Below are 11,916 nucleotides of genomic sequence, written 5' to 3'. Positions count from 1 at the left end.
AGCGTTGATTTTACGTTATTTTAAACTTTGCAAACAATAAGCTTTAAGTGTTTTGATGCACTTAAGCCAGGCGTAGTCTCAAAGCGGCTACTCAATGAAACCACGTGGAACAAACAACGCCGCAGAAAACGAACTTACAACACCAAAAAGCGCTTTTGGAAAACTAATCTCACAATGCGGACTTTCAACAAAGTCACTGAAACCACGTGAATTTTCCACACCAGAGAAAACATCATTTCAGCGAGTAAATCGGCTTTTGTACCAACAAACTCAACGAGCAGAGTTTCAGCAAAAAAGTTCTACTCAGTTAACCCAAAAGTCGCCCCACCAAAGAACAAATCAACCGTTGAAACGATGCCAATTTTGGATTTTCACCACGCTAGTTAACCCTAAAATTGAAAGCCAATACGACAACTTGAACTTTGAGCTTTTACCACTAGATCTTGCGATATAGCTGCGTTTTTCCTCTTGCAAACTAACGCCGCATTAAGGTGTGAGCGGCGCTTGGCTATACTTGAGCGAAGCGAAACTGCCAAGCGTTGCGAATCACTCTTAAATGCTTTGTTAGAGTGATGTTTCACCTAGCCCACATTATGTTCTTTTACACAAGTATCTATAAACTGACGTCCTAATGAAGTCACAATCAGTGTTTTACGGTCAACTCTTGATTTTCGTTCGGGTAGAGCGTCCACATAGTCAATAACTGCCTTAGTGAATGGATGCTCTTCTAACTCTTTATACACTTCACCAATTAGCACATAATTTTCAGGGATTTCAATCAAGCCTAAGCGAGCAAGGTTATCAAAATGGTTTGGCAATTTGTTTGAGTCTATACCTGCCCTATCACCTAGCAAACTGAAATGTCGAAACTGATCTTGACCACCTGAACCATCTGCTCGGTTATTTCTAATTGTTACCAGAGGCTCTGAACCAATTTTTTGCAACTGACTTAATATCTTCGCTTCTTCCGTTGAAAGCTGTTTAATAATTTCTACAAAGCTTGGGTGGGCATTTTCGGTCGTCCGACTGTCCATAGACGCTGCCACTAAGTTTGCATATAGATCTCGCAACTCTTCAATTGAACCTGTATAACGCAATGATTCCAATGCAGGTCCCACAACATGAGCAGGAGGAGTTACGATGTTTTCTGCTGGTGTATTCTCAAGTTTTGCGGATACTTTATGGTCCACAAAATCCTTTATTTTGTCGTACCCCCACACCAAAGCCGATACAGGAGCAAGAGCTACGTTAACAGTTTTTGCTAACGTGCCTAATGCCTTACCTATTTCTTTAGCTGCTGGTTGTATTGCATCTTCATATACAGGAACAGCCTCAACTAAGCCAGTAACCGCGTTTATAGTTGAATTAACATTGTTATTATCATTATCACTGGACATACTTTTTCCTTATCACTCTAACGCCGCATTAAGGTGTGAGCAGCACTTGGCTATACTTGAGCGAAGCGAAAATGCCAAGCGTTGCGAATCACTCTTAAATGCTTTGTTAGCTTAAAGTAACTCACTATCCACATTTGATGACGATACTCGCTTCTCTGCCTCATTCGTCATTGTATCTAAACTGTAAGCAGAGCCAGATAGACTAAAGCGAGATACTTTAAAGTGCCCACTTTCCATTGGAATAGCGATCCCAAATTGACTACTTTCTTTAGCGGTTCTCTCAACCTGATCGAAGTTATCAAAGATCAACACATTCTGATTGCCTACCTGATCTCCGCAAACGAGATTAAGATTTAGAGACCCTGATTCGGCATTTACTAACACTGGATACTTATTACCTTTTGTACAAGTTATATCAACACCAATTAAAAATAGGCACTGCTGATCTTCAAAATAACAATACTTCCCAAAAACATGACCACTTTTATTAATAGTTGCGGCGTAATAGTAATCGTTACTATCAGTATTAATAACCCAATCTTTATGAATAGTCTCAGCAGCTAACACCGAAAAACTGGCGGATAAAGTAAACAAAAAAAGTAGAATTTTTTTCATACGTTTGACCTTAGGTTTCAACATTATCCACGTATTATAGCCAATACAAACTCAGTAGCATATTGGCGAATTAGACGGATTTAAGCTAACGCCCTGTTAAGGTGTGAGCAACGCAATACTGAAGCCCCTGCATACCACCTTAAACACTAAAACCAACGCATAGTAAAAATGCCACGCGTTGCGAATCACTCTTAAACAGTTTGTTAGCCGCTCATTCCCAAAGGCTATTGCTTACCCAACAAGAACTTACGCAAATCTCTCTCTGCACGCATAACAAACAGAATAAACACTTTGTCACCGTCTTGTTTATAGAAAACACGACATGGATTAACGACAACTTCACGATAACTTAAATATTCTAGCTCGGGTGGAATACGACCTGACTCTGGGAAAGTTTGTAGGCGTTCGACTTTGGAGAAGATCGTTTGTACTAACTGCTTTGCAGCTACGATATTTTCAAGTGCGATGTATTCAGCGATATCATTGAGGTCAGATAACGCTGGTTCAGTCCAGATTACTTCAGCCATTTTGACATTTTGTCCTTGGCTTCATCATGACTTACAACTTTACCATCAGCTAGTGCACGCTCACCTCGTGCAATACCCTCAAGAATAGCTAAACGATTTTGCATAAATTCGTAGTCATCAACATCAACTAGATACGCAGATGGCTTACCATGCTCAGTAATTAACACTGGTTCTTTGGTGTCGTGGAGATCGGCGAGGATCTTAGTTGCTTGACGTTTGAGTGATGTAACTAGTTCTACTTTCATGAGAGCTGCTCCAAAGGAATACTAAAGTGATACTATTCTATCACTTTGAGTATAGCAAGCTCCATGACGGCTAACGCGCAGTTAAGGTGTGAGAGACGCAGATCCACCCTAACCTAAAATAAACTCTGATAAATCCGTGCCTATTTGGGCACTAAAACCCCAATGCGTTTCGAATCGCCTTGAACGTCTTGTTATTCCGCAACTAAAGTCGGCTATGTTTACGCCTAATCTTTTGATATGACGAGAAATTTTCGGTATGCAGGCAAAAATCGAAGCCGAAGTATTTGGCAGCTCACTACCTTAAATCGCTTTAGCGTCACTCTTTAATTGCTGCGCCATATTAAGGTGCGCTTAAAGCGCTTTAAGGCTAGCATGGAAATGACCAATATTCGCCCTTTTCGCCGCTTTTCCACCCTATTACCCCGCCACTTTCACTCTTAGGCTACAACCACGTACATTCAGCCTGAGAGATCCGTTGCGGAAATAACGCCGCATTAAGGTGTGAGTGACGCTTGGCTATACTTGAGCGAAGCGAAACTGCCAAGCGTTACGAATCACTCTTAAATGCTTTGTTATGCAAATTTTTCACGACGCATCGTTGTAATCGAATACCCCATTTCACGATACTTTTCACAACGTTGTTGTAGAAACTCCGGATACTGACTTTCTTCAACCTCATTGAAGCCAATATGCTTGTAGAAATCTGTTACATGAGCAAGTGGCATACAATAGGCGGTACGCAAATTTAAAACAGGCTCAATGAGCTTAAGAAATTGAAGTCCTAAACCTTGACCTTGAAACTCACTCGCAATGTACATGCCCCTGAGTATCGTCACGTCATTGATAAGCTCAACTTTCACTGAGCCGATAATCGCACCATCGTTGAGGCAGATAAATGCTCTTTCAGTATTAGACCAAGCGCTATGATAGCCCTGCTCTTTATAGAATTGACCAACAGCGTCTTTCATAGAGCTATCGGCTTCAAAAATTCTCATTTTCACTCCATTTGCATAACGCCGCATTAAGGTGTGAGCAGCGCTTGGCTATACTTGAGCGAAGCGAAAACGCCAAGCGTTGCGAATCACTCTTAAATGCTTTGTTAGCCCTGTGGTTGACTAGTACATATAACCTAGCCAATCAAAATGTCCAACACCCCACTGCTTATCTCTGAGTGGTTTCACATACAGTTCATCAACATGCTCTACAGCAACTCCAAAGTTGGTGTGCTCGTGAAGCCTTAACCAAGACTGCATGCACTGGACTTTGTTAAAGCCATTTGAAGAGTAGAAATCATCTAACTCAGATATGAGGATTATAAAATCAACGTCTTTAGTTTCGGCAAATGCCGATACTTCTGACAACATAAAAGAGCCAATACCTTGCCCTCGATAACGTTCATCAACACAGAAGTCGATTACGCCCAGAACCTTATGTATTTCCCCACCGACGCTCACGGCTCGGTAGTCCAGTCCAAGATAGCCAACCAACTGTTCACCTTGAAAATGAAGAGCACGCATATGAGGTAACTGTTTAAAGTAAGAGCGACTTACTTGGCTATCTGGGAAAGCTTGATTTCTTAACGCTTCGATTGCCTTATGATGCGATTCTGAAACGTCAATTTCTTGCAGGATTTCCATATCGTTTCCTCGAAAAGGGCTAACGCCTTGCTAAGGTGTGAGTAACGCAATACAAAAGCTACCGCACAGCGCCTTAATCACCATAAGCCACCGCATAGTAAAAATGCCACGCGTTACGAATCACTCTTAAGCAATTTGTTAGTACATGCGCTACTTCTATTTGTGCGCTCCAAGATATTGAAAAGTAGCATGATATGAAAGGCTTTGAGCACTGAAGTGAGACGGGCAGCTACAAAAGTTAAACTCGATTGAAAAACGAAAGTTGGTTAGAAGAAAAACGCACTGAACTGCCCTACTTTCACTGGCTTCAAATTAGAAAAGGATTCTTTCCTCGTACTTCAACAGCCACACCAAATGTCATCAAGGTTCTCTCAAAAGCCACCACGAAAATGAAGAAGCACCAAAGAAATAGGCTAAGAGTTAGAGGCCGTAAACGATGAAATCAAAGCGAACACTTCGCATATAGTGCCACCGGAAAGAACGTGAAAGGCACTAACTGAAAGGTGTAAATACGAGCGCCAAAACAGATTAACACCAAAACTTATGACCTTTGATGTCAAACCCGTACTAACGCCCTGCTAAGGGGTGAGCAATGCAATACCGAAGCCGCCGCATACCACCTTAATCACTAAATTCAACGCATAGTAAAAATGCCACGCGTTGCGAATCCCTCTTGAGCAGTTTGTTAGTCGCGAGGCACCGAGCGACAATTTTAAGCCGAACTAAACTTTGCGAACAACAAACTTTATGTGCTTTGATGCATTTAAGTCAGGCGTAGTCGCAAAGCAGCTATTCAATGAAACCACTTGGAACAAACAACGCCGTAGAAAACGGACTGACAACACCAAAAAGCGTTTTTGGAAAGCCAATCTCACAGTGCGGACTTTCAACAAAGTCACTGAAACCACGTGGAACTTACCACACCAGAGAAAACGTCATTTCAGCGAGTAAATCGGCTTTTGTACCAACAAACTCACCGAGCGGAGTTGCAACCAAAAACAAACTCTCGATTGCCCTGTTCTGTCAGCACCAAAGAACAAAACAATCGCTAAGACACTTGCAAAATTTTAGACTCAAAACAGCTAAAACTAAGTTCTAATGATCGACGATGAGTCTGTGTACCAAACAAACTGCTGCTAAATTTTAAGCTCAGAAACATGATTTTGATTGCTAGCTTTTTCTGGCGACTAACGCGCAGTTAAGGTGTGAGAGACGCAGATCCACCCTAACCTAAAATAAACTCTGATAAAGCCGTGCCTATTTGGGCACTAAAACCCCAATGCGTTTCGAATCGGCTTGAACGTCTTGTTATTCCGCAACTAAAGTCGGCTATGTTTACGCCTAATCTTTTGATATGACGAGAAATTTTCGGTATGCAGGCAAAAATCGAAGCCGAAGTATTTGGCAGCTCACTACCTTAAATCGCTTTAGCGTCACTCTTTAATTGCTGCGCCATATTAAGGTGCGCTTAAAGCGCTTTAAGGCTAGCATGGAAATGACCAATATTCGCCCTTTTCGCCGCTTTTCCACCCTATTACCCCGCCACTTTCACTCTTAGGCTACAACCACGTACATTCAGCCTGAGAGATCCGTTGCGGAAATAACGCCCAATTAAGGGGTGAGCAACGCTACCACCCAACCTAAGGCATTGTGCCATAAACACTAAAATTGAAGTAGAAGCAAAAATGCCAAGCGTTGGGAATCCCTCTTAAATTGTTTGTTATAGCGCTCTTACAACACCCACGATACTATTTGATACTTTAGTAAAAGGGGTCTTTTCCCAGTCGGCATAATGTCCTACTAGCTGTAAGCCAGCACTTTCTAGACAGTTAACGATCTCATCTATTGAACGATATTTGAGCTCTATTTCACTATGGTATTGCTCACCACTTTCGTAATCCCTACGGATGTGATGAAGCATCGTATCATTGGAATGAGGGTGTACACAGTCCCAGCCGTACACTTTAACTTTTCCCCCCTTTGGGCTTATATATGAAGACCAATACTCATAACCACTGGTTACTTCTAGATGCTCTGGGGATGGAAGCCGACAATCAAAAATGAATGTACCATTGTTACCCATATGATTTTTAATCTGATTTAGCATGGACAAGAAGTCAGCATCAGAGATAAATGCTTGAAACGCATTACCAGTCATAGAGACTACATCAAATTTGGTGCCTATATCGAAATTGGTCGCATCCATTCCATAGAATGAAATATTGTTTATCGTTGCGGATTTTTCTATAGCGAACTCGACCATTGCCCCTGAAAAATCTATGCCTACTACATGAGAAGCCTCATTGGATAAAGGAATCGTGACGATGCCTGTTCCACAACACACATCTAGAAGCGATGACGCTTGTTGGGAAGTTAATATGTCACGTAGAAATGAGATTTCATTAGCATAATCTTCACCATACTGTGCATCATATTCCTCGCCTGACCAAAATTCACTCTTGCTTTGTTTCAACGACTCTTCTCCTTGAGCATGAATGCGCTATAACGCCCTGTTAAGGTGTGAGCAACGCAATACCGATACCGCCGCATACCACCTTAAACACTAAACGCAACGCATAGTGAAAATGCCACGCGTTGCGAATCACTCTTAAACAGTTTGTTATGCATTTTCTACCGTGGTGCACTGTTATAAATACGTTCAATTTCCGCATCCGATATTTCACGATGTTGATCTATTGTATTGAACAAAGAACGCATGACGTCTTGAACATCAAGATCGGTACCAAGCTTATAATTATCCCTTACTTCCAATAATTTAAAAATGACATATAGAAGCTTGCTCGTTTCTAGTATGGCTCTAGCTGATAGTTGAGAATTGACTAGTACTTTGCCATTTTCTAGTTGTTTAGCGTTGTCGTTCTTCTTGTTTATTACACTTTTCACGACTTTATCGTGTAACTTAATTTCTTTTAGAGCTTTTCTAATAGGAAAAGGAATATCTGCACCAAGCCCTTTCTGCAAATCGTTTAAATAGCCCCAATCTATTTCTAATGGCTTTACTCGGCTGTTACGAACAGGATGCCTAAACTCATCGAGCAAACTATCAAGTATAGATTCAAGGCTTTCTCTGATATCTTCCAGCTCTAACCATAGATTTTCTTTGTACTTTTTTTGTTCTCTGCCTGACTTTCTTTCACCAAGTACGAACGCAATTAAAACACCAACTATAGACATAGCCGCAATTATTATATCGTTCATGTAACCTCATTAATGCATAACGCCCTGTTAAGGGGTGAGCAACGCAATACTGAAGCCGCCGCACACCACCTTAATCACTTAAACCAACGCATAGTGAAAATGCCACGCGTTGCGAATCCCTCTTGAACAGTTTGTTATGCCAATTTTTCCCGCTGTGTATAAGCATCATTGATCATTAAAAATGTATGGTGCATCCGCAACTTCGATTGAGCATACAAATCCCGCACTTCAGCTAACGAGAAGAACTTTGCACGACCTATTTCATGGTTGAATTTCGGCAATATGACTTGGTCTTTAACTTCTGTAACCCAGACATGACGTAATACTAATTCACCATCATCAAAACGTCCTGCATAGGTATTTAAGTAGTTCTCTAAAGCAACTTCTAAACCCGTTTCTTCTGCAATTTCCCTGACCGCTGCCTCTTGAGGAAACTCTGTAGATTCAACGCTTCCTGACGGTATATGCCATAGACCTTTCTTTTAGCCGGTTAGCTCTTGAACCAATAACACTTCATTGTGCTGATTGAAAATCACAGCTCCAGCAGCTTTTGCCGTAACTTCTATGTGATGCTGAATCCCATATTGCATCTAATTCTATCCTCATCCATGAGAAGTAAAGTAAAAGTGGCATAACGCCCTGTTAAGGTGTGAGCAACGCAATACCGAAGCTCTCGCATACCACCTTAAACACTAAAGCCAACGCATAGTAAAAATGCCACGCGTTGCGAATCACTCTTAAACAGTTTGTTATACGAAATTTCTTAAGGTTCCACGCTACACAGCCCTTTAAGCTCCGTGATTGACCCACGTTTGACTCCAAAACTGATCAACTGAGCATCGAACAAATCATTTGATTCACGTCCCGTTATAATGGTCAGGACCTCGCCCCGATTGCCAGTGTAGAAAAGGTTGTAAGAGTCTTCGATAAACCATTTATCGCTGTTCACAGCTCTCAAAGCCCCATCCAAGTCCAGCGTATCATTTGATGTTTTGTTTTTAACGATCTTTAGAAACTGCTCTATTTGAAGGTAATCTGGATCAATTGCGTGCCCATTCGCATAGCGCATATATTTAGTGAACTTACATTCAACTGTACTTTCTGCACTAACCACGTTCGCAAAAGAGATAGACAACAAAATTACTATTCTTAACACTGTTCGCATTTTTCTCGCTGCTATAGCCATTTAATAGTTACTAGGGTGGAAATTAACACGATTTCGTATAACGCCGCGTTAAGTGGTGAGCAACGCTACCACAAAACCTAAACCATTGTGCCGTAAACACTAAAACTGAATCAAACCAAAAATGCCAAGCGTTGCGAATCCGTCTTAAACGCTTTGTTATATGCACAGAATTTCGACTTGTTTAATGGCGTCAGTGAATACTTTATGACACTTAAAATCGGGCTTACTTCCTATATTATGCCAGAAGAAACTGAACTCATGCCCACCGTCATCTTGAGTAAAGAAACTCCAATTATGCGGTAGTTCGTGGTCTATTTCGCAAAGCACAAAATGCCACAAATGATTTTGATAACCGCTTTCCCAGCTGCCAAGATAGTGTGTGCTCGATACACAGGATAGTCCTGATTCTTCTTCCAATTCTCTCAAGGCGGCACTTTCGATAGAAATATCCGACTGCTCTAGTGTGCCTTTAACCAGTTGAACATCAGCTAATGGATGTTCAAACAACAGTAGTTCACGATAATTTCCTGATTTTCTGAGCACTACAGGACAGACTTTGACTTCCCTTTTTCGGATTCTTTCTTCCACTGAACTCTCCCGTGCATATAACGCCCGCTTAAGTGGTGAGCAACGCAATACGATGTTTCCGCACACCACCTTAATCACTAAAATCAACGCATAGTAAAAATGCCACGCGTTGCGAATCCGTCTTGAAGCGTTTGTTAGCTTTACGGCTGAAAGACGTCAAAGAAGTTTTTTTCTAACTGCACACAACTGATCAATTTTGCTTTGTAGATTAGTTATTGGTAACTCCCACTCAGTCTTGACCAATGCTTTCGAGATTAATGAGTTTTGCATCAACTTAGCGATTTTTGATGGGACATCATCTAAATTGCGCCCATTCACAAAGGTGTCATCATCATAATCGTGTGGGTGGGTTTCGATTGCGTTAGCAATTTTTAACTTCTCAATGAGTTCATTCAATTGCTCAATCTCAAACTTGTGCTCCACCTGATTAATCTGTGCTTTCCTCGCTTTACGTGCGTAGAACACCGACACACATGCAGCTAATGCTGATACGCTCATTGGGATTAACCGCGACCAATCCAACTCTTCCACTTTTACCTCTCAGTTATACTCTTGGAAAGCTAACGCCCTGTTAAGGGGTGAGCAACGCAATACCGAAGCCGCCGCAAACCACCTTAAACACTAAAACTAACGCATAGTGAAAATGCCACGCGTTGCGAATCCCTCTTGAACAGTTTGTTAGGCTAATGATTCAATGGCTTGGAACCGAACTATACAAAAGTCTCTTTGAAAAAGATGCTTGAGGTTATTGAGTAACTCTTGTTCGGAATAACTGCTATCTATGTGAATTTCAGCTCCAACGACTGATGTAGAGTTTATCCCTTTAATTGCTTTAAAATCTTCAGCCAACAGTTTTAGTTGCTCTTCATATCGATCTTGCTCTAATACTGGAAATGGGCAATCTCGTCCCAAATCGTTTTCAGTTAACTTTCTAGTTTTAATAACAAAATTCATTTGATACTCCTATTAGCCTAACGCGCAGTTAAGGTGTGAGAGACGCAGATCCACCCTAACCTAAAATAAACTCTGATAAATCCGTGCCTATTTGGGCACTAAAACCCCAATGCGTTTCGAATCGCCTTGAACGTCTTGTTATTCCGCAACTAAAGTCGGCTATGTTTACGCCTAATCTTTTGATATGACGAGAAATTTTCGGTATGCAGGCAAAAATCGAAGCCGAAGTATTTGGCAGCTCACTACCTTAAATCGCTTTAGCGTCACTCTTTAATTGCTGCGCCATATTAAGGTGCGCTTAAAGCGCTTTAAGGCTAGCATGGAAATGACCAATATTCGCCCTTTTCGCCGCTTTTCCACCCTATTACCCCGCCACTTTCACTCTTAGGCTACAACCAGGTACATTCAGCCTGAGAGATCCGTTGCGGAAATAACGCCCTGTTAAGGTGTGAGCAACGCAATACCAATGCCGCCGCATACCACCTTAAACACTAAAACCAACGCACAGTAAAAATGCCACGCGTTGCGAATCACTCTTAAACAGTTTGTTAAATTCACTTTTTAGACGTGTTCCGGAAAGTATCAGCGAGCTGCTCTAGTACCGCTTTGTACTCGACGTTTGTCATTGAATCCACTTTAGAAATGTCTGGCAATTTGTTGGGATCCATTTTAGATATTTTCCCAACCTTGCTTTGAAAGTTAACTTCTTCCGTAAGCGCAAAACGGGCTAATTCTAAATTGCGTTGAGCCCTTGCCTGATCTATTACATTGTTTGGGCACAAAATGCTGCCATCTGTGGACACTCCTACATATAACGAATTGTTTTTGTAGTCATTACGTAAGTCTGAAGATGCCTTTACTGACTGCATTGCATCATTGTAAACCTGCTCATTTCCACCAATAAAACACAATGCTGCATTGTTTATGGTTTCTTGGTTCAATTTGGATTTATGATCTCTGAGACGTTTCATAGTTTGTTTCCAATCAACGTCAATCCCAGCAATCAATCTACGACCAGCTCCGTATAGAATTTGGCATTTTGCTAATTCTTCTCTCGCTATATGAGACAATGTGTAAGATCGTGCATACGCCTTTTTCTTAAAAAGTAGCTCTGATTCTCGGATAAGCCCTCTTGCGTTAGTTACTAACGCTGTCATGTACTCATCAATTTGATTGATATTTAGCGACATTTTCTGCCTCCGTGAATTTAACGCCCTGTTAAGGTGTGAGCAACGCAATGCCGAAGCCGCCGCAAACCACCTTAAACACTAAAACCAACGCATAATAAAAATGCCATGCGTTGCGAATCACTCTTAAACAGTTTGTTAGTCGCGAGGCACCGAGCGACAATTTTAAGCCGAACCAAACTTTGCGAACAACAAACTTTATTTACTTTGATGCATTTAAGTCAGGCGTGGTCTCAAAGCGGCTACTCAATGAAACCACTTGGAACAAACAGCGCCGTAGAAAACGGACTAACAACACCCAAAAGCACTTTTTTGAAAAACTAATCTCACAGTGCGGACTTTCAACAAAGTCACTGAAACC

General features: G+C 41.4%; 15 protein-coding genes. 1 reads left to right on the top strand and 14 read right to left on the bottom strand.

Going from position 1 to position 11,916, the window contains the following annotated elements:
• Positions 1 to 581: 581 nt before the first annotated feature.
• The 6 genes from VA249_RS05905 to VA249_RS05875 all read right to left on the bottom strand — a co-directional run bounded on the left by VA249_RS05905 (position 582) and on the right by VA249_RS05875 (position 4,421).
• Positions 582 to 1,397, bottom strand: coding sequence for a DUF4393 domain-containing protein (locus VA249_RS05905; RefSeq protein WP_221069335.1), 816 nt, complete (start codon positions 1,395 to 1,397; stop codon positions 582 to 584).
• Between the two features lie 111 nt (positions 1,398 to 1,508).
• A complete protein-coding gene (locus VA249_RS05900) occupies positions 1,509 to 2,012 on the bottom strand; it encodes a hypothetical protein (protein ID WP_221069297.1) in 504 nt (167 codons plus the stop codon).
• A 224-nt stretch (positions 2,013 to 2,236) separates the two neighbouring features.
• The gene (locus tag VA249_RS05890) at positions 2,237 to 2,539 is read right to left on the bottom strand and encodes a type II toxin-antitoxin system RelE/ParE family toxin (RefSeq protein WP_221069333.1); all 303 of its coding nucleotides are present in this window, start codon (positions 2,537 to 2,539) and stop codon (positions 2,237 to 2,239) included.
• Positions 2,527 to 2,784 (bottom strand): type II toxin-antitoxin system Phd/YefM family antitoxin, encoded by a 258-nt coding sequence (locus VA249_RS05885; RefSeq protein ID WP_005448240.1) that lies wholly within the window; start codon positions 2,782 to 2,784, stop codon positions 2,527 to 2,529. The genes VA249_RS05890 and VA249_RS05885 overlap by 13 nt, the downstream gene beginning before the upstream one ends.
• A gap of 572 nt (positions 2,785 to 3,356) precedes the next feature.
• Entirely contained in the window at positions 3,357 to 3,779 is a 423-nt protein-coding gene (locus VA249_RS05880) for a GNAT family N-acetyltransferase (RefSeq protein ID WP_221069331.1), read from the bottom strand.
• A gap of 120 nt (positions 3,780 to 3,899) precedes the next feature.
• Positions 3,900 to 4,421: a GNAT family N-acetyltransferase gene (locus tag VA249_RS05875; protein WP_221069329.1), complete on the bottom strand. Its 522-nt coding sequence runs from the start codon at positions 4,419 to 4,421 to the stop codon at positions 3,900 to 3,902.
• Positions 4,422 to 5,217: 796 nt separating this feature from the next.
• Between VA249_RS05875 and VA249_RS05865 the strand changes: the two genes are divergently transcribed.
• Positions 5,218 to 5,520 (top strand): hypothetical protein, encoded by a 303-nt coding sequence (locus tag VA249_RS05865; RefSeq protein ID WP_221069327.1) that lies wholly within the window; start codon positions 5,218 to 5,220, stop codon positions 5,518 to 5,520.
• Between the two features lie 621 nt (positions 5,521 to 6,141).
• On the opposite strand, the gene VA249_RS05860 is transcribed toward VA249_RS05865, so the two are convergent.
• The 8 genes from VA249_RS05860 to VA249_RS05800 all read right to left on the bottom strand — a co-directional run bounded on the left by VA249_RS05860 (position 6,142) and on the right by VA249_RS05800 (position 11,558).
• Complete coding sequence (locus VA249_RS05860; protein ID WP_221069325.1) at positions 6,142 to 6,894, bottom strand: class I SAM-dependent DNA methyltransferase; 753 nt, start codon at positions 6,892 to 6,894, stop codon at positions 6,142 to 6,144.
• A 158-nt stretch (positions 6,895 to 7,052) separates the two neighbouring features.
• Positions 7,053 to 7,640, bottom strand: a complete 588-nt coding sequence (locus VA249_RS05850; RefSeq protein ID WP_050917578.1) for a hypothetical protein — start codon at positions 7,638 to 7,640, stop codon at positions 7,053 to 7,055.
• Positions 7,641 to 7,774: 134 nt separating this feature from the next.
• Positions 7,775 to 8,104 (bottom strand): NUDIX domain-containing protein, encoded by a 330-nt coding sequence (locus VA249_RS05845; RefSeq protein ID WP_225927116.1) that lies wholly within the window; start codon positions 8,102 to 8,104, stop codon positions 7,775 to 7,777.
• Between the two features lie 299 nt (positions 8,105 to 8,403).
• On the bottom strand, positions 8,404 to 8,826 hold the full coding sequence (locus tag VA249_RS05835) for a hypothetical protein (RefSeq protein ID WP_171052044.1): 423 nt from the start codon (positions 8,824 to 8,826) through the stop codon (positions 8,404 to 8,406).
• A gap of 156 nt (positions 8,827 to 8,982) precedes the next feature.
• Positions 8,983 to 9,414, bottom strand: coding sequence for an NUDIX hydrolase (locus VA249_RS05830; RefSeq protein ID WP_221069292.1), 432 nt, complete (start codon positions 9,412 to 9,414; stop codon positions 8,983 to 8,985).
• A gap of 156 nt (positions 9,415 to 9,570) precedes the next feature.
• On the bottom strand, positions 9,571 to 9,912 hold the full coding sequence (locus VA249_RS05820) for a hypothetical protein (RefSeq protein ID WP_017191243.1): 342 nt from the start codon (positions 9,910 to 9,912) through the stop codon (positions 9,571 to 9,573).
• 180 nt (positions 9,913 to 10,092) lie between these two features.
• Complete coding sequence (locus VA249_RS05810) at positions 10,093 to 10,368, bottom strand: hypothetical protein (RefSeq protein WP_038887404.1); 276 nt, start codon at positions 10,366 to 10,368, stop codon at positions 10,093 to 10,095.
• 554 nt (positions 10,369 to 10,922) lie between these two features.
• A complete protein-coding gene (locus VA249_RS05800) occupies positions 10,923 to 11,558 on the bottom strand; it encodes an AbiV family abortive infection protein (RefSeq protein WP_221069323.1) in 636 nt (211 codons plus the stop codon).
• Positions 11,559 to 11,916 lie beyond the last annotated feature (358 nt).

The organism is Vibrio alfacsensis (genome assembly GCF_019670485.1).
GTDB lineage: Bacteria > Pseudomonadota > Gammaproteobacteria > Enterobacterales > Vibrionaceae > Vibrio > Vibrio alfacsensis.
This window is presented reverse-complemented; position numbering and strand designations above follow the sequence as displayed.